The organism is Novosphingobium sp. ERN07 (genome assembly GCF_012641335.1).
Classification (GTDB): domain Bacteria; phylum Pseudomonadota; class Alphaproteobacteria; order Sphingomonadales; family Sphingomonadaceae; genus Novosphingobium.
Window position 1 is genome coordinate 267,476 of the sequence record NZ_JABAID010000004.1, and the last position, 17,437, is coordinate 284,912.

The 17,437-nt window shown below is 61.6% G+C and carries 14 protein-coding genes; 10 read left to right on the top strand and 4 right to left on the bottom strand.

Annotated features, from left to right (window positions below):
• Positions 1-3 precede the first annotated feature (3 nt).
• Together HGI47_RS08520 and HGI47_RS08525 are read right to left on the bottom strand one after the other, a co-directional pair.
• On the bottom strand, positions 4-4,248 hold the full coding sequence (locus HGI47_RS08520) for a strawberry notch-like NTP hydrolase domain-containing protein (RefSeq protein ID WP_168852309.1): 4,245 nt from the start codon (positions 4,246-4,248) through the stop codon (positions 4-6).
• Positions 4,249-4,323: 75 nt separating this feature from the next.
• Positions 4,324-5,220, bottom strand: a complete 897-nt coding sequence (locus HGI47_RS08525; RefSeq protein WP_168852371.1) for a toprim domain-containing protein — start codon at positions 5,218-5,220, stop codon at positions 4,324-4,326.
• Positions 5,221-5,345: 125 nt separating this feature from the next.
• Between HGI47_RS08525 and HGI47_RS08530 the strand changes: the two genes are divergently transcribed.
• The gene (locus tag HGI47_RS08530) at positions 5,346-6,002 is read left to right on the top strand and encodes a lytic transglycosylase domain-containing protein (RefSeq protein ID WP_168852310.1); all 657 of its coding nucleotides are present in this window, start codon (positions 5,346-5,348) and stop codon (positions 6,000-6,002) included.
• Between the two features lie 97 nt (positions 6,003-6,099).
• Here HGI47_RS08530 and HGI47_RS08535 read toward each other — a convergent pair whose 3' ends face one another.
• The gene (locus tag HGI47_RS08535; RefSeq protein ID WP_168852311.1) at positions 6,100-7,011 is read right to left on the bottom strand and encodes a HEPN domain-containing protein; all 912 of its coding nucleotides are present in this window, start codon (positions 7,009-7,011) and stop codon (positions 6,100-6,102) included.
• A gap of 64 nt (positions 7,012-7,075) precedes the next feature.
• Positions 7,076-7,951 carry a hypothetical protein gene (locus HGI47_RS08540; RefSeq protein ID WP_168852312.1) on the bottom strand — a complete coding sequence of 292 codons (876 nt, stop codon included), beginning with the start codon at positions 7,949-7,951 and terminating at the stop codon, positions 7,076-7,078.
• A gap of 50 nt (positions 7,952-8,001) precedes the next feature.
• Between HGI47_RS08540 and HGI47_RS08545 the strand changes: the two genes are divergently transcribed.
• From HGI47_RS08545 to HGI47_RS08585, 9 genes are all read left to right on the top strand, one after another.
• Positions 8,002-8,166: a hypothetical protein gene (locus tag HGI47_RS08545; RefSeq protein WP_168852313.1), complete on the top strand. Its 165-nt coding sequence runs from the start codon at positions 8,002-8,004 to the stop codon at positions 8,164-8,166.
• Positions 8,167-8,382: 216 nt separating this feature from the next.
• Positions 8,383-9,117, top strand: coding sequence for a LuxR family transcriptional regulator (locus tag HGI47_RS08550; protein WP_168852314.1), 735 nt, complete (start codon positions 8,383-8,385; stop codon positions 9,115-9,117).
• A gap of 59 nt (positions 9,118-9,176) precedes the next feature.
• On the top strand, positions 9,177-9,818 hold the full coding sequence (locus tag HGI47_RS08555) for an acyl-homoserine-lactone synthase (RefSeq protein WP_168852315.1): 642 nt from the start codon (positions 9,177-9,179) through the stop codon (positions 9,816-9,818).
• The gene (locus tag HGI47_RS08560) at positions 9,818-10,681 is read left to right on the top strand and encodes a phytanoyl-CoA dioxygenase family protein (protein ID WP_168852316.1); all 864 of its coding nucleotides are present in this window, start codon (positions 9,818-9,820) and stop codon (positions 10,679-10,681) included. Before HGI47_RS08555 ends, HGI47_RS08560 begins: the two co-directional genes overlap by 1 nt.
• On the top strand, positions 10,678-11,313 hold the full coding sequence (locus HGI47_RS08565) for a GntR family transcriptional regulator (RefSeq protein WP_168852317.1): 636 nt from the start codon (positions 10,678-10,680) through the stop codon (positions 11,311-11,313). The genes HGI47_RS08560 and HGI47_RS08565 overlap by 4 nt, the downstream gene beginning before the upstream one ends.
• 85 nt (positions 11,314-11,398) lie before the next feature.
• Positions 11,399-11,530, top strand: coding sequence for a benenodin family lasso peptide (locus tag HGI47_RS08570; RefSeq protein WP_168852318.1), 132 nt, complete (start codon positions 11,399-11,401; stop codon positions 11,528-11,530).
• Positions 11,531-11,596: 66 nt separating this feature from the next.
• Positions 11,597-12,274 (top strand): lasso peptide biosynthesis B2 protein, encoded by a 678-nt coding sequence (locus HGI47_RS08575; RefSeq protein WP_168852319.1) that lies wholly within the window; start codon positions 11,597-11,599, stop codon positions 12,272-12,274.
• Entirely contained in the window at positions 12,271-13,992 is a 1,722-nt protein-coding gene (locus HGI47_RS08580) for an asparagine synthase C-terminal domain-containing protein (protein ID WP_168852320.1), read from the top strand. The genes HGI47_RS08575 and HGI47_RS08580 overlap by 4 nt, the downstream gene beginning before the upstream one ends.
• An 871-nt stretch (positions 13,993-14,863) precedes the next feature.
• Entirely contained in the window at positions 14,864-17,311 is a 2,448-nt protein-coding gene (locus HGI47_RS08585; protein WP_168852321.1) for an MHYT domain-containing protein, read from the top strand.
• The last annotated feature ends 126 nt before the right edge of the window (positions 17,312-17,437 follow it).

The following is a 17,437-nucleotide window of genomic DNA, read 5'->3' on the forward strand; positions in this document are numbered from 1 at the left end:
GAGCTATACCGATGATGCCAGTCTGGCAATCACGCTTGCGGCGCCTTCGTTCGGCACGAAGAGCCGGGTCTGGTAGCGGATGACCTCGGTGAAGCAGCCTTGGGCCTTGTACCAGTCGAGGCGGGCTACGCTCCAACCGGTGAGCTCGATTCGCTGTGAGCCATTGACCAGGCTGCGTTTGACCATGAGCTGCTCGCGTCCCGCAAATTCCATGGCTCTGCCCGTCGCGAGGACGGACTGGACAATTTCATCAGCAGAGAGCGTTTGTTCCCGTTCCAGACCCAGCGCCCGGCACAGTTCGGGCACGCAATGGACAGGAACCTCACGGCCCAGGAGCGAGCGGCCATCGGCAGCCGAGATGCGGCTCACCCTCACGAAATCCGAAGGGAGCTTGTCCCAGACCGGCAGCAGGAGGCCCGTCGCAAGATAGAGGCGCTCGCGTTTGTGGCTGGAACGGGCTTCTTCGACCTCGGTCGCCCAGGAATTTTGAAAATCGTCGAGGGAGACATCCTCCCAGCTGCTCTCCGCCAGCTGATCTTCGGTGATGTGGCTGCGCTTGAGGGGACGCAGCGATTCGAAGCGGGTCACGCGCGTGCCGTCATCGGCAAGAATACTGCGAGCGGGGACCAGCAGGGCGACCCGACCAGAGCGGGCGTTCCGAACCGGTCGCTGCCGCTGCCCGGTGAGGCCGTGGATCTCCTCGAGCCGGTTCAACGTAAGCGGCTTCAAGGCTCTGGCGATTTCCAGTTCCAGCAGGTGGGTGGTTGCGCCTGAAGCCGGATCTGTGCGCAGCAACGTGTCGGACAGCACCGCGAAGTCCTCGACTGCGATGGTCTCGAGGCCGAGATCGAGTGTGCCGGCCTGCCGGGCGGCATCGATGCGCGCTTCGACCAATCCCATGAACTCATCGAAAATCGCGTTCTGCAGGGCAATGGGAAGCGCGAGGATGCGATTGAGCCACCGCTGGATCGAAGGCAGGTCATCGACCATCGACCCGTCTGGCGCTTCGATCCGCAGGCCTGTCAGCTCTTGGAAGCGCCCGAGACTGACCGCTTCGAGCTTTGCCGTGAACAACAGGCCGAACCAGCGGTGGAGCGCCTCCTTGGCGTAGATGCTTTCGAGATTGTCGGCCGGATCGAACAGGTTTTGCCCGCCGGTCTGGCGCTGCCCGCGCGTCAGAGCTCCCAGGCTGTCGAGGCGCCGAGCGATTGTAGAGATGAAGCGGCGCTCGCCGCGCACATCTGTCGTCACGGGCCTAAACAGCGGGGCCGATGCCTGATTGGTGCGATTGGTCCGGCCAAGCCCCTGGATTGCGGCGTCAGCCCGCCAGCCCGGCTCAAGCAGAAAGTGGACGCGGCGAGCCTGGTTCTTCGCGGCCAGATCGGCATGGTAGCTGCGCCCGGTTCCTCCGGCATCGGAGAACACCAGGATGCACTTGGCGCCGTCCATGAACGCCTGGGTCTCGGCGACGTTGGCGCGCGACGACCGGGATTGGAGTTTCTGACGACCATCGCGGCCGACGATCAACCGGCGCGTGCGGCCGGTGACTTCCGCCACCTGGTCAACGCCGAAACGTTCGATGATGGCATCAAGCGCGGTGGCGATCGGCGGCAGGGCGCAGAGCTGCTCGATCATCCGGTCGCGCGCGGCGAGCGCTGATCGGCACACGACTGGAGCGCCTTGGTCGTCGCTCATCGGCTCGGAGCGAGCATTGCCGTTTTCGTCGGTGAACGCCGCCATCAGGCGGACAGGAAAGCTCTTGGCGAGATAGTCGATCACGTATTCCCGCGGGGACAGGTCGATCTCGAGAGCTTCCCGCTCCTCGTGAGACAGGTCGGCAAGCCGGCGGTTGAGCATGGCTTCGGCCGTCGAGACCAGCTGGACAACGACCGCATGCCCGTCGGCAATCGCCGTGTCGATGGCAGGCAGCAGGCTCGGGAGCTTCATCGATAGGAGCAGCTGCGCGAAGAAGCGTTGCTTGGTCCCCTCGAAGATCGACAGCGCTGCGGACTTGGCACCCGAGTTGAGCGTGCCCCCAGTCTCGCTGTCGACGATCCGCGTGGCCTCCAGCGCTTCGCGCAGGTTAGCGTGGATGATCGCCCAAGCTTCGGCATAGGCATCGTAGACCGCGATCTGATCCTCGGTCAGGCAATGCTCGAGGATCTCATATTCGACACCGGCGAATGAAAGGGCCCGGGCTGTGTAGAGTCCGAGCGACTTGAGGTCCCGCGCAACCAGTTCCATCGCGGCGATGCCGCCGTCGCGAATGTCGGCAACGAAAGCCTCGCGACTAGCGAAAGCGGTCTCCGGCCCCCAGAGCCCAAGGCGCGTGGCATAGGCCAGGTTGTTGACGTCGGACGCGCCGGTGGCCGAAGCGTAGAGCACCCTTGCCCGGGGAAGGAGGTTCTGCAGGCGCACCCCGGCAATGCCCTGCTCCGATCCCTTGACCTTGCCTCGCGAGCCTTCGCCGCCAGCGGCATTGGCCATGGCGTGCGCTTCGTCAAACACGATGACGCCGTCGAAATCTTCACCGGCCCAGGCGAGGATCTGATCCAGCCGCGTTGCGTCGCTCCGGCCTGAACGCAGGGTTGGATAAGTGACGAAGAGAATCCCGTCGCGCATCGCAATGGGGGTTCCCAGCTTCCAGGACGCCAGCGGCTGGATGTCGATCGGGAGACCGCCAAGGGCGGCCCAGTCGCGGCGAGCGTCTTCCAGCAGCGCCTCGTTCTTCGATATCCAGATGTGGCGGCGTTCCCCGCGCACCCAGCGATCGAGAATGACACTCGCGACTTGGCGGCCTTTACCGGCTCCGGTGCCGTCCCCGAGGAAATAGCCTTGCCGGTAGACCTGACCTTCTGCTGACGCCTTGAGCGAACAGCCCTTGTCCTCGGGCTCGAACCGGCCGGGAAGATTGCGGGCGTGAGCGCTGGCGGCGTAGATCATGGTCTCTGCCTGGGCAGCAGAAAGCAAACCCTTGGCGATAAGCCCGTCGGGCAGCTGCGGCACCGCGTCCGGCTTGGGTGCCGAGATCGACCCCATGGCGACGGACTCGACGAGCGGCGTTGGATGCTCGGCCGCGCCATCGATCACGATCCGGCTGGGGCGATAGGGCAGATAGTGGCCGACTTGTGCCTCAAGCGGCGCAGTGGTTGCGAGCGCCTCGTAGGTCAGCGCGCCGATGGTCATTGACGCAGCTCGAGTGATCGTTCCAGGGGCCGGGATCGGTCGGCGTGGCGCGGCTACCAGTCGGAACGGCGAACGAGTTGGAAGGCTCGATTGTTCGGTTGCGGCCTGCCTGCTGTCGCGAGCAGGCAGGGCATCGACAAGATCGACCAGCTGGCGGAACTCGTTCGTGCGAATGGCGACGAGCTCTTTGGCGCCTTCAACCTTATCGAGAACCAGCAGTCGCGTGGTTATGCCGGTGCCCTGCCTGACGAACGCGCGTTCGACGGCGGCATTGAGCCGCAGCGAGATCGGTCCCTTCAGCCCCGCCAAGAACTTCGCACAGTCGAACCATTCAGGCATGATCGCGACAAGCCGTCCGCCGGGGGCAAGGCGGTTCCAGGCCGATCGTAGATGCCTCGCTCCGGTGCGGCCATCGTGCCCCCGCTCAATACCGTGGGAATAGGGAGGGTTCATCAGCACGACGCTGGGGCTGATGGCCGGATCGAGCAATTCGTCGATCAGCTCGGCATCGTGTCCGGTCACGCGGGCAGCCGGGAACACAGCAGTCAGACAGTCGCGGCGCAGCGGCGAGATTTCGTTCAAGGCAAGGCGCGTACCGGATTTGGTCGCCCAGACTGCGAGCATGCCGGTACCGGCCGAAGGTTCGAGCACGATCTCATGGACGCTCAGCGCGCAAGCCCGGGCAGCGAGCCAGGCAAGGCGCGGCGGCGTTGCAAACTGCTGCCATTCAATCTGCTCGTCGCTGCGATTGGTCTGGGTCGGAATTCGGGCATCGAGACCGCAGAAGAACTGTTCCGCCTCGTCGATCGGGCTCGTGGGCTGGACTTGATCTGATGCTTGCAGGTGTTGAACCTGCGCCAGCTCGAGCGCAGCGTGAGCATCACGGACTGACCATGCCCCGAGTGCATCGGTTCCACCGAAGTGGTCCGTCATGATGCGGTTGATGTCGCTGCGCGAAAGCGCGCTGCCTGCTGCCAATTGCAACGCCATTGCTTTGGCTGCCGTCACGACAAGCGGCGGAGATGGTGGATCGAATGCGAAGGCGAGGGAAGAGTTGGACATGGGAAACCTCCTGACGAGGTCCTGCGTCTCGCAGGCCTCAATCAGCCGAAGGCCCCCTCCCCTCTGGCATGCTGATCAGGTTTTCCGAGCGAGCCTTGCCTTGAGTTCGTCATTCCAGTCGAAACCGGCGGACGCTGGCGCTCGCGACTGGATCACCCGGCATGACGCAGAATATGCCTTTAGGGCTCGCTGATTTGCGAGCTCGCCTCCCGGATCATTGTCGATGAACAAGTGGAGCTCGCGCACACTCTCTGGGATCGCGACGACGCCGAACCGCTCGTTCCCCAGCGTTGCCCAGCAAGGAATCCCTGACAGCTGCATGGCTGACAGGGCGCTTTCGATACCTTCGGCAAGGCCCAACCGGCCCGCCGCTGGCGGGGCCAGTCTGACAGCGCCATAGCCAAGGCTTCCCAGCGCACGCTTCGGCCGATCGAAAGCGGCGAGCTTTGCGCTCGGCGCGTCGAGAAATGTCCTGTGGATCGCGATAATGCCGATGTCATTCGTGACGGCCGCCAACATTGCAGGGAGGAACTGGACTGCACCACGTGGTCCGAGCGGCGTGCGGTCGAGATAACGGAGCTGATCAGAGGCACGCAGAATCCCGCGCTGCGCGAGGTATCCTTCGGCAGGGCTGTCGGAGATCGCCGTCGCCGAATGCCACAAACGCCGCGCGTTGGAATTGAATGCCCTTTTTTCCTGTCGATCAGCGGCAACCGCACCCGAGCCACCAAACAGGTCACGGCTGCGAACACCCTGGCGGTCAAGCGCCGCTATGACCTCCTCGTTCGAGCATCCCGCGAAGCAATGAAACAGGATCGCTTTGCGCCCCAGTGTCACGCTCAGCGAGGGAGTGCGGTCGTCGTGTGCGGGGCAGCAGCACATGCCTTTGCCTCGACTCCATGTACCCTGAAGGCTTTCGACGATCGTGCGGGCGCGGCGTTCGAGTTGATGAACTTTGTCTAACGGGGGCATCGACCTTCTCCGATTGAGGTGCCCTCCCCGCGCAGCCTCCGCTCTGCACTCGCGCCATTCCAATTTTCCTACATTGGTTGTTCTTTATATGTTCTCACTTGATTCGACTAGACAAGGATCGAGAAATGACAATCAGAACTCTCTTGATCGCGGGCATCGCGATCACTTCTGCTATCCCGGCCAGTGCTCAGGACATAACAGCGCTAGCCGCGAACGGCGCTGCGGCCAGCCCCTCCGAAGGCATTCGGATTGCGGAAGCATCAAACGGCTTCCAACTTGTCGAGCATGGGCTCTGGCGTTCCTCGCAGACCGCCCCCGCGCCGCGCCTGTCAGCGGCGGACGATGGCCGGGTTAACCTGCCATACAGATACGAACCCAATGCCAAGCCGGCCCCATACGGGTTTCGGCGAGCAAACTACCTGCCCCACATCTATGCTGCGGAGGCGAAGTATGCATTGCCCGCGGGCCTGCTTGATGCGCTCGTATGGACAGAATCACGTTATAACCCTCTGGCTGTCAGCGCAGCGGGTGCCGCGGGCCTTGGGCAGCTGATGCCCGCTACGGCAAAGGAGCTTGGGGTCTTCAATCGCTTCGATCCAAAGGCCAACATCTTCGGCGCAGCGCGATACCTGCGGCAGATGCTCGACAGGTTTGGCGTGGTCCACCTCGCGGTAGCTGCCTACAACGCAGGGCCCGGCGCCGTTGAACGTGCTGGCGGCATTCCCCGCAATGGCGAGACGCCGGAATATGTTCACAATGTGCTGCAAAGTTGGAAATTCTAGCTTGCACGTAATCTGGTAGGCAACGGAACTAGAAGCGGACGCCTAGGTGTTGAGATACGCAGCGCTGGTACTCTTTCGGCGGAACGATCAACTGGCGTCAGGCCGCTTTGGCGAGGTCCTCGATGCGCGCTTCGCAGGCGCTCTTCACCAAAATTTGCAGCACTTTCACACGCTCGGCGATCCATGTGAGTTCGTCGGTGGAGATCTTGTACGAAGGCGAATAGCGCGCCTTGACGTAGGCATCGCGCAGCAGGGCATAGCAGCGCTTTTCGAAGCGCCCGGTACGCGGCCAGACGTCCTTGAGCGTGGACTCGAGCTCCTCGGCCATGTCGCGCAAACGATTAAGGTTGTGCGACTTCGGAGACCAAAGAGTACGAACGAGGAAAAGGCAGTGGTAGAACCTTTCTACCGATTGGTGAAACTGAAAAGCTGCCTCTTTGCTCCGACCCTGCGCTTGAGCGTAAAGGGCGGTGTCGAGAAATCCCGCGGCACTCTCGAACCAGTCATCGAAGTAGTCTTGTGTCTCCTTGAGAGCTTGCTCAGGCGACAACGGCATGGGCTCGACGAAGTGAAAGTCTGGCTCCTCGAACAAGACAATACCATCCTTTAGGATGTCCATGAAGAAGTAGCGGCCAAGCCGTAGTTTGTCGTTCACGTCTTCCAGGCTGTGGTAGATCAGGCTAACCGGCGTACGCAGCGCATGCCCTGCTGACAGATCCGCCAGCAGCCTGTTCTCCGTCGCCTCCCAGAATTCGGCAATGTCCGTGAGATCGTCGTGGTTCACCACGACGAGAAGATCGTAGTCGGAGAAATAGCGTCCCACCGGATCCTCGACCCAATCACCCCGGGCATAGGACCCGAACAGGACGATCTTGAGCAACTTGCCTGCGCGGAAGCGTGGCTGGGTACGTGTGGAAATTGCCTCGGCAAAGCCCGTGCGCACGGTCTCGACCACATGTGCAAGTTCACGCCGCTTGCCTTCGGGCAGGTGATCAAGGCCGGAGTTCATGGAACGCAGATTCGACGGTTTTGCTTCTCGTGCCAAGGGCAAAATGAACAAGGCAGCAGGAAGGCTAAGGTAAGTCACTCGTCGGTAGCAGCGCCACTCTCGGCTGGTAATCCAGGCCGAACAGACGGAGCCCCGGAGATGATCGATCCCAGCAATGACGCCGGCTTATCCGATCCAGCATCGAGCAACGGGTAACAAACCTCTCGTCATACCGGGCATACAGCGCGGCAAAAAACGAGTCGAAGTGCAACCCGCTTTCCTCACTCGGAAAGCCCGGTACCAACCTTGTCCGGCATTCCTCCTCCATGGCAACCATGGCAAGCGCCGCAGCCTCGCATTGTCCGGCCTGGTCCATGAGTTCACGGCGGCGCCCCAAAACCTGCAGGGCGTCGTGAAACCGCCGCACTGGCGACACCGGCACCCCATCCTGCGCCAATGCGGCATTGCCGCCACCTCGCCGCCAATCAAGGGCAGGACGGTTTTGTGCTGCCGAGTTCTCATTCGTAACTCGGTTGCCGCGCAACAGGACCAGGTGCCCGATAACCAGTGCCGGATGCATCATGTGGAGGTTACTGCATTCGCCGATGATTTCCTCGAGGCGATTGCCAAGGTTGCGAAAGGCCCCGGTGACGCCCTTGCAGGAAACCGAGAGCACAGGTCCGATCCGGGCAAGCGAAACCAGAACGTCGACATGCTTGGCTCTGATCCCTCCGAGAACAGTCCCTTCCCCGCATCCGCCCAGGGTCGGATCAAAGTGCAGCAGTGGAGGCTTGCGTCTACGACGCTCCACGCGAAACGGTGGCCGCGGAATGATATCGTCCGGATCGAATCCACCTTCGACGACAAGCCGGCACGCAACATACCAGTGCAAAGGAAGTATGTGGCGTTCGGATTGAACGCGTCCATCGAACTCGGCAAATGCCGCGAGCGCTGTTGCCATGCTGGTCCAGCGGCATGTGTGATCGCCCAATTCATCCAGGGCGTAGCGTCGTGAAGCTGCGGCACTTTGCCGAGCTGGCTTACGAATCCCGTGAATCCGGCGAGATCGAGCGCAAGCCGGACGAGCGCTCATGTGCGGGTCTCGCTGCTGGCCGAGCCTGTGTATTGTCTGCAATCAAAGCAGCGCACCTTGCTGCAAGGCAAATAACCTTCTGACATATTGATCGAATTTGGCGGTTCACGGTATTGAAGCGGGATTGAACCGTGATAGAGGTGTGACAGTTGCAACCGGATCGCCTCCGATCCTGAGAAGTTGGATCGCGGTCCACAGGCAGGAGAAAGGGCGCCCTGCTGGAGTCCGGCAAGTAAAACTGCCGGTGGGCGCAATGGCACCTCATGGCGGCTCGGGCGCTTGGGGAACTTCTGGAAGACATGTCTGACCGGGTGGGTTCGATTATCGAACTCGACGAACTGCTTGGCGAAGTAACCAACAGGCTTGGCTTCGACTACTATGCTCTCACCCATCATTGTCAGCTTGCGAGCAAGGATGATGGAGCGATCAGGCTGCACAATTACCCGCAGAGCTGGGCAGAAAGTTACGACTCCCATGCGCTGGGCATGGTTGATCCGGTGCATCGGGCCAGCCACGTGACGGCCAAGGGCTTCTCCTGGTCTGACATCGGTCGCCTCATTCCGCTCACGCCCCAAGACCATAGAATGCTTGCTCTTGGTGAAGAACAGGGCTTGCGTAATGGCTTTACTGTACCAGCGCACGTGCCGGGCGAAGCGCGCGGATCCTGCTCCTTTGCCTGCCGCAATCCGCGAGATGGTGAGCCAATTCCGCTCATCGCCCATTGCGCTGGGACATTCGCCTTCGAAACCGCGCGGCGTCTCTGGCTGAAGAGAGGTCATAGCCTGGGTTTGCGCAAACCGGTTCTGACCGATCGCCAGCGCGACTGCGTGCTGCTCATGGCGCAGGGCAAGACCGATCCGGAAATCTCGACAATCCTGGGCATATCGCGCGAGACGGTGACCGAGCATGTTCGCACGGCCTGTCAGCGCTACGGAATCTACAAGAGACAATTGCTGATCACCCTGACCCTGTATGACGGAACGCTCACGTTCGGGGATGTCCGGCCCTGGAGATACCCCCATTTTTGGGGGTAGCGAGGAGGTCACCGCTGTCTGATCCTTCACCGACCAGTTCGGTTGAGGAGCAATCCGTCATGTTGAAAGTCACCACGCCCGGCACGGAGCCGGGCGCTGCCCTGCTGCGCGCAATGTTTGCTGCACGAAAGGCAGTCTTCATCGATCTGCTCGGGTGGGACCTTCCAGTCCTTGCCGGGCAATACGAAATGGACCAGTTCGATGATGAGCACGCACGCTACCTGATCCTCAGTGACAACGGAGAGCATCTCGCGTCTGCCAGGCTCCTGCCGACTACACGGCAAGGAATCCTGTCGGGCCTTTTCCCGATGCTCTGTGCCGGGCCCGTACCTTGCGCACCCGATGCCTTCGAAATCACCCGTTTCTGCCTCGACCGGTCGCTGAATGCCCGCGAGCGGCGCGACGTCCGCAATGCCCTTGTCCACGCGCTTGCCACCTATGCAATCGACGCCGCGATTTCGCGGTACTGCGCAGTCGCAGGCCTTGGCTGGTTCAGGCAGATCGAACGGTTCGGCTGGAGTTGCCGGGCCCTCGGCGCGCCCATCCGGACAGGAGGGCAGGAGCTGGTCGGCCTTGAAATTGGCATCACTGCCGACACACCGCAGCTGCTCGAAGCGGCCGGGATCCATTGCGGCCACGCTGACAATCTTGCCAAGGCCATACCCGGCTCCCTGCCCGCCGGGCACAAGGAATGGCACTGATGGAACCGGCAGACCAGATCGGCATGGCCGTCCGTCAGTTGCAGACTGATGGCTACGCGATCCTGCATGAAGCCCTGCCCGTTTCCGTGATCGAGCAGCTCCATGAGGATCTCGAAGGCGACTTTGCAGCGACACCATTCGGGACCGGCATGTTCTACGGGGAACGCACCAAGCGGTTCGGCCGCCTTCTGCGCCGTTCGGCTGCCACCCAGTGCCTGGTCCTGCATCCGGTCATTCAGGATGTCGTGAGCCGGATTCTCGGGCCCTGGTGCGACCGCATCCAGCTCAACACGACCCAGGCCATTGCAGTCCATCCCGGCGCCCCCGCGCAGTTGCCCCATCGCGACCAGGACATGTGGCAGGTCGATTTCGGCAAACGCGAGTACCTCGTCAATGTCATGTGGCCGCTCACTCCCTTTTCGGAAAAGAACGGGGGTACGCGGATCTGTCCGCAGAGCCATGGCAGCAACGCCCTGTCGGCCATGGCCCAGGACGATTTTATCGCGCCCGAGCTTGTCCCGGGATCAGCCCTGCTTTTCCTCGGCTCGACGCTTCATGGCGCGGGCGCCAACGCGAGTGCACAAGAGCGGCGCGGCATCGTGATCGGCTATTCGCTGGGCTGGCTCAAGCCCTACGAGAACCCGTGGCTCGCCTACCCCCCGGACATTGCCAGGACATTTCCCCCAGAGCTCGCGGCACTTGCAGGATATGTGCAGCACCGACCGAACCTCGGGAACTTCGAAGGGCAATGTCCCTCGATCCTGCTCGGAGACTACAAGGGCGAGCCCCTCGGAGCGATCGATGCCCTGCGTCCAGACCAGGTGCAGCAGGCCCGTGCCTTTGCACATGGGAGGAGCGGATGAGCGCCGGCCCCGTAGCGGAACGCATCTACGACGCCTTGCGCGCCATGATCCTGTCCCGCGCATTCATGCCGGGTGACAGGCTCGATCCCGCAGTCATCGGCGAACAGCTCTGTGCAAGCGTCACGCCCGTGCGCGAGGCCCTGCATGTGCTGTGCGGCGAGCAGCTTGTCGTGACCCATCGCGCGGGCGGTTTCTTTCTCCCGACGCTCGACGAGCCAAGGCTCAAGGACATGTACGCTTTCAGCAACGAAGTGCTGGGCCTTGCGCTCCGCCTCTGGCGGCCATGGACGATCGTGGACTGGGACCGGATTGCCGAGCGTCGGACGGCTTATGCCGAACGCGTCGCCGATGCATTCGAGGGAGTGGCACGCGCTTCGGTCAACTCGGAGCATGGTCGGGTCATGGCCCTCCTCAACGCACGCCTACATGCCGTTCGCATGATTGAACCAGCCGTACTGGAAGGCTCCATCGCAGAAGTGCGCGACATCGAATGCGCGCTGGACAGTGGCGACAAGGATCATCTGCGACGGTTGCTGGGCGCCTACCACCGCCGGCGCATTCGCAGCTCTGCCGAGATCCTGCACGCCCTGCACCGCCCAGCGAACCCGTCTGTGCCAACAATCGGCATATAGAATTCGTATAAATTTCAGATCACACGGCGCCGTCCATAGTCTGATCCTGCCGCAATCACGCGGCGAGGTGAAAAGGAGAAGACCGATGGTACGCACGTTCGATCTCGTCGAGGACGTCGAAGACCTGGGTACCGCCAGCATCGAAACGCTCGGCCCTCCGGGAGACCGGATCGAGTTCGGTGTGCTCGCGCAGCTGCCGGGCCTTGATCGCGACTGATCCAGTGGCAGGTGCGCAAGGCCTTGCTGGCCTGGCGCACCTGCCTTGTGCTTGTGCGAGGCGAATATGACAGCGCCTGGGGCCGATCTTTCCTCCTGCCAAATCGCAGCCGGGGTCGGTGTTGCGCTGATCGGCGACAAGGCGGTCGTGCTCGATGTCCGGCGTGATCGCTACACGATGTGGAGCGGGTCTTGCGCATCAGCGCTGCTGGACCTGCGCCGTGGCAAGCCGTGTTTCTTGTCTCAGGACGACTGCCGCAAACTCGAAAGACACGGCCTGCTGACGAAGCGAGAACAGGACGCAGGACCCTGGTTGACGGCATCAGACATCCGGACGCCGACCGCCAGCGCAGTGGAAGGTCCCGAAGCAGGTCGGTTGCGGCCGCTGCATTTGGTAGCGAGCGTCTGGAACTGCATCCGCGCCAGAATGGATTTGCGCTCGGCACCGCTCCACCAGGTCCTGATCGACCTGCCTGCTGCGTCTCGGGGGCGTACGACACGTGACCTTGTGACCCACGCCCGAGCGTTCGACCGGGCGCGACGCTGGGTGCCGGTTCGGCCAAGATGCCTTCCCGACGCGCTGGCCTATGCGCGCGTGGCACGGCGCGAGGGTTTTGCGGTCGATCTGGTATTCGGGGTGAAACTTCATCCCTTCGAAGCCCATTGCTGGGTGCAATCGGGCAGTCTCGTCCTGACCGATCCGCTGGACAAGGTGCGCCGCTTCGAAGTGGTACTGGCACTGTGACCGAAGGCTATCTCGTCGCATGCGCCCTCGATGGGCAGCCGCATGTGCGACCGGATTCGCGATCGGCCGGGAATCTCGTTCACCGGCTGCCCGGTCCATGGCGCGCACGAAAGTTCGAAGGGCTTACCATCCATGTCTCGCCATCGACCGAATTGCGGCAGATCGGCAGGACAATAATCATCGGGCAGATCTTCGGCGATCTTGCGGTGTTGCAGCGCGCCGATCTTCATCCCGACCTGCTCGTGGCGCATTGCTGGGGCAATTACCTTGCCCTGCACATGTCCGGGAGCGGGCGTCCGGCGTGGCTGCTGCGAGCGCCGCTTGGCCATCTCCCTGTCTACACGGCCGCTGTGCCCGGCCGACTGTGGATCTCCTCGCATGTTCCAGAGCTTGCGGCTGCGCGCGCTCGAAGGCCACAGATCGAATGGTCTTTTGTCGCGAACCATCTTACTTTCCTGCATCTCAAGACTGCGCAGACCGGCCTTGTCGGCATTGAAGAACTTCTGGGCGGGCAATGGCTCGATTTTGCCGTGAAACCGGCGAGGCGAACAATGGCCTGGTCCCCGGGCATGTTCGTGCGAACAGATACCGAGATCGCGGACTTCGCTGACGCCAGCAGGGGCCTTGCCGGCAGCATAGACGAGGCTGTCCGGTGCCTGGCAGGTGATGGCAGGGTCCTGCTCGAATTGTCGGGCGGGCTCGATTCCTCGATCATCGCAGCGGCCTTGGCAAGGTGTGAGGCCCAGGCACAAGCGGTCAGCCTTTCAACGGGCTCGGCAGAGAGCGATGAGCGCGTCTATGCACAGGTTGCCGCTGATTCTGCACTCATCGCGCTCACATTGCGCGAAGTTGGAATATCCAACCTGGTTGGCCCGGCCCGCAGTCGCGAAGCCCGTCCAGGCCTGCCGGTCATCCTCGGCGCTGCCGATGCAGTGCTGGCACAGGAAGGCAAGGCGCAAGCGATCACGGCATTCTTCAGCGGTGCGGGTGGTGATTGCGTTTTTGCAACGCCCAACGCTGCCGGGGCCGCAGCGGATGCCGCGATCCGGTCGGGTTGGGCCGCCAGGTCCACCTGGCGCACGATCGAGGCAATTGCCCGCTATCACAACGCGAGTGTCTGGTCAGTCGCTGGCAGGGCCTGGCAGCTGGCACGAGGCGCGAGCGATCCGGGCAGTTGGCCGCGCACACGCGGATATCTCGCCGATACCGTGCCCTTGCCCGATGCACCGCTGCACCCCTGGCTCGCGGAAACCAGCAGCATGTTGCCCGGAAAGCGGGACCACGTTCATGCCATTCTCGCCAGCCTCGCCCACGTCGATGGTTATCCTCGCCACGCCATTGCCCCGACGCGGTTTCCGCTGCTCAGCCAGCCCGTCGTCGAGACCGCCTTGCGTATACCAAGCTGGCTCTGGGTCGAGGGCGGGCAAGACCGGGCCGTGGCCCGAGCTGCATTTGCAAACCGCCTGCCAGACCTGATCCGCGATCGACGCAGCAAAGGGGCACTCGATGGCTATGCACTTGCAGCGATAGAGCAGCAGGCGGAAGCGCTTATGTCGGTTCTGCTCGATGGCCATCTCGCGCGCCAGGGCCTGCTCGATCTGGCCAGAGTGAAGAGCGCGTTACGGGAGAGGGCAAGGCGCGCCGATCCCCGGACACATCTTCTTCTGCCGCTGATCGACACCGAGAGCTGGCTTCGCGCCTGGCTCGGTGAGCCGTAAGCTGCAGAGCGGGCGAGAGCGTCCAGCCTGCCATTCCGCATGGCATTGAGCAAACGAGGTGCCTCACCCTCGCCTGGTATTATCGCGTGCCAGCGTGGATGAGTGACAACAGAATGAGGCGTGCCCCGGCGGATCACCGCGCTTTTGGTCTTCTGAAATGCCGCATTGGTGCTAGGCTCATCAGGCACGGCGAGCCATCAGATCTGGCGAACTGTTCGCCCTTGCCTCCGGATCTGATCCAACCGGAGGCTGGGGCACCATCAACACCTGACTTTTGTTGCACCGTCACGCGGCACATTGCTTGCGTTTGGTTCGCGCTTCTTGTTGCGGTAGACTGTCAGTTCATTTTCCTAGCGCCCTCCTCCGGGGAGCGAGGCGATCCCCAAAATGTTCTTGGACGCCCTTGAGTGTCCATGCGAATGCAAGCCCGGTGTAGCAACCAGAAAGGTCCCCTGATGATAGATGACCGACCAGGCGTTAACCTATCTGCGCCATCCGATCAGGCGAGGTCGCTGCCGTGACAGCGGTCTAAATCTAGCGGTCGCTGCTAACCCTGTTTCAACATCGAAGGTCCCAACTCATCGGCATCGGGGATAGAGCCATCTGAAGAGCACCTTCACTGCAAAAGACCTCTAGACTTAACCCCTGCCGACGCAGACGCAGGTTCACTGCTCTTGCCGGAACAAAACGATGTTCGCACCGTTCTATCGAACGGAGTGTTTCGGGGACGCCCAGACGGCAGTTAGCGGGACGGGAATGTGAGAAGCAAAAAAGTCCTGCGATCGGGTCGACGCTTGCATGTGCGTTTGCAACCTAAAGAGTATCTCCGCAAGCCTGGCGAGTTCTATAGCTCGACTATGCGGAAAACGTCATGATGGGGCAGCATGACGGTTGGTTGGTGGTCCTTGCGCTGACAGTTGCGGTTTGCGCGTCCTACACATCGCTCGACCTTGCGCGGCGCAGCCGACATTCAGCAGTTGTCATGCGCAAATACTGGCTTGGCGCGGCAAGTTTCGCACTTGGCGGCGGGATCTGGGCAATGCATTTCGTAGCCATGCTGGCCTTCCAGACGCCAGGAATGCCGATGAGCTATGACGTTGCGCTGACCGCGCTGTCCTTTGCTCTCGCGGTCGGCTTTACGGGCCTGGGCTTTGCCATCTTCTCGCAGGACGCGATCACTATCCCGCGACTGATCATGGCAGCCGCTCTCATGGCACTGGGCATCATTGCCATGCATTACGTCGGAATGGCGGCGATGCAAGTTTCTGCCCATGTTGTTTACGATGTCGTTTGGGTACTTCTTTCCATCCTCATCGCGATTACCGCAGCCATCGCCTCACTCCTGCTCGCTTCAAGAGACCATTCACTGCTCGTCCAGGCCGTTGCTGCCTGCTTCATGGGACTGGCTATCTCCGGTATGCATTTTGCCGGGATGAACGCCGCCACGTTTCATGCCGTTGGTCACATCGACGGCGCTGGCTTCTCGGTTAGGCAGGGTTTTCTTGCGATCGGGATCGGCTTGCTGACCTGTCTGATCCTGGCTATCGGTACCGCAGCGGCGCGATTGGACGCATTTGTCCAGACGACGGCCCGGCGCGCCTCTCGTGTCGCACTTCGGCTTGAAATTGCCGACGTGTTGCGAAGCTCCGGCCAAAAAAGCGCGCTGGACCAGGTTGCGATGCTCATGGGCAAGCACTTTGGCGTAAACCGCACCGGCTATGGACTGCTTGACCGCACGTCAGACGAGTTTGACTACGAAATCTGCTGGACCGATGGCACGGTTCCAGCCCTCTTGGGCCGCTATCCTGCCAAAGCGTTCGGCGAAAAGATCGTCGCAGCGCTCTCCAACGGCACAACGGTTGCGATCGCAAACCTGTTTGAGAATGAGCTCAGCAGCGAACCGGCAACCCATGCAACCGCAAGTGATGTCGATACACGAGCCATTCTGGTCGTGCCGTTCGTCAGTGACGGCAAGCTACTCTCGATCGTCTATCTCAACAGCCAAAGTCCCCGCGACTGGCACCGCGATGACATCGCCTTCATGGAGGAGCTTGCCGAGCGGACCCGTCTGGTCATCGAACGTGACCAGGCCCTTCGGCGGCTTCTTACCGTCAATGCCGAACTTGAAACACGGGTAGAAGAACGCACCTCCGAATTGCGTGAGGCGCAGCAGGCTCTTCTGCAGAGCCAAAAGATGGAAGCCGTAGGTCAACTGGCAGCTGGACTCGCGCATGACTTCAACAATGTTCTGTCCGGTGCGATGGGTGCGCTTGAACTGATTGGCCGAAAGCCGGCAGATGTCGAGCGCGTCAAGCGGTACGCCAAGGCTGGCATTGAAGCCCTGACACGCGGGAGTCGCCTCACCGGCCAGTTGCTCTCATTTTCACGACTGCAGGCCATCAATCTCAAACCGGTCGTCATTTGCGAGGTTATCGAAGGGCTCACCGAGTTGCTGAAAGGCACCTTGGGTTCAATGATTGACCTGCGGTTCGAACTCAACCCTCACCCGGTGCCGGTTATCGGCGACACCACCCAACTGGAAATGATGGTGCTCAATCTTGCCATCAACGCCCGCGACGCCATGGCATCGAGAGGAACTCTGACAATCGCGACCCGCGTTACGGCTATCGAAGGCGACCATGAGCTGGACGACGGTGAGTACGTCGAATTGGCGGTAGCCGATACTGGCCATGGCATGGACGAGGAGACACTCCGCCGAGCCACCGAGCCCTTCTTTACGACCAAACCGGTCGGAAAGGGTACCGGGCTCGGCCTCGCACAGATTTATGCCAGCGCGCGCAAGGCGGGTGGAACTGTCCGTCTCGAAAGCTCAGTGGGGCAAGGTACGGTCGTCCGAGTCTATCTCAGGAAAGCGCTGCAGACGGCCGATAAGATAAGCGACGGCAAAACGGCCTCGCCAGCTGCCCTTTCCCCTCTCCATATTGCCGTGGTCGATGACGATCCGGCATGCTCGGAGACCTTGCGCGAAATGCTGATCGATGAGGGCCATTCGGTTAAAGTATTTCCGGGTGGACCAGAATTCCTGGCCGATTTGGCGGCCGATCCCCCCGATCTGTTCATTCTCGACTATGCGATGCCTGAGATGAACGGTGCGGTGCTTGCGAGACGGATCCACGAGCTGTGGCCTGAGGCAGCGATAATTTTTGCGACAGGATATGCTGACAGCGAAGACATGAAGCGAGTGATCGGCGCAGATGCTCCGATTCTGGAAAAACCGGTCAGCTTCGCAAAACTGAAGCTGGTGCTGGCAAAGGTGCGCGCAAATCTTGCGGGGCCTGCTGTCAGCGAGCTATCGTAATCTCACGGAGACTAACCGCGCCATCTTCTAGAGCCATCGATCTTGACCTCCGAGATGATCAGGCGCTGCCCTCAACATTTAAGACACACAGGCAGGACGTGTACGACGACGGCGCGATATATCCCC

Excerpts from the sequence above, each read along its gene's own strand:
- HGI47_RS08520 (WP_168852309.1), bottom strand. The coding sequence starts at position 4,248 with ATGTCCAACTCTTCCCTCGCCTTCGCATTCGATCCACCATCTCCGCCG.
- HGI47_RS08525 (WP_168852371.1), bottom strand. The coding sequence starts at position 5,220 with ATGCCCCCGTTAGACAAAGTTCATCAACTCGAACGCCGCGCCCGCACG.
- HGI47_RS08530 (WP_168852310.1), top strand. The coding sequence starts at position 5,346 with ATGACAATCAGAACTCTCTTGATCGCGGGCATCGCGATCACTTCTGCT.
- HGI47_RS08535 (WP_168852311.1), bottom strand. The coding sequence starts at position 7,011 with ATGAACTCCGGCCTTGATCACCTGCCCGAAGGCAAGCGGCGTGAACTT.
- HGI47_RS08540 (WP_168852312.1), bottom strand. The coding sequence starts at position 7,951 with ATGGCAACAGCGCTCGCGGCATTTGCCGAGTTCGATGGACGCGTTCAA.
- HGI47_RS08550 (WP_168852314.1), top strand. The coding sequence starts at position 8,383 with ATGTCTGACCGGGTGGGTTCGATTATCGAACTCGACGAACTGCTTGGC.
- HGI47_RS08555 (WP_168852315.1), top strand. The coding sequence starts at position 9,177 with ATGTTGAAAGTCACCACGCCCGGCACGGAGCCGGGCGCTGCCCTGCTG.
- HGI47_RS08560 (WP_168852316.1), top strand. The coding sequence starts at position 9,818 with ATGGAACCGGCAGACCAGATCGGCATGGCCGTCCGTCAGTTGCAGACT.
- HGI47_RS08565 (WP_168852317.1), top strand. The coding sequence starts at position 10,678 with ATGAGCGCCGGCCCCGTAGCGGAACGCATCTACGACGCCTTGCGCGCC.
- HGI47_RS08570 (WP_168852318.1), top strand. The coding sequence starts at position 11,399 with ATGGTACGCACGTTCGATCTCGTCGAGGACGTCGAAGACCTGGGTACC.
- HGI47_RS08575 (WP_168852319.1), top strand. The coding sequence starts at position 11,597 with ATGACAGCGCCTGGGGCCGATCTTTCCTCCTGCCAAATCGCAGCCGGG.
- HGI47_RS08585 (WP_168852321.1), top strand. The coding sequence starts at position 14,864 with ATGATGGGGCAGCATGACGGTTGGTTGGTGGTCCTTGCGCTGACAGTT.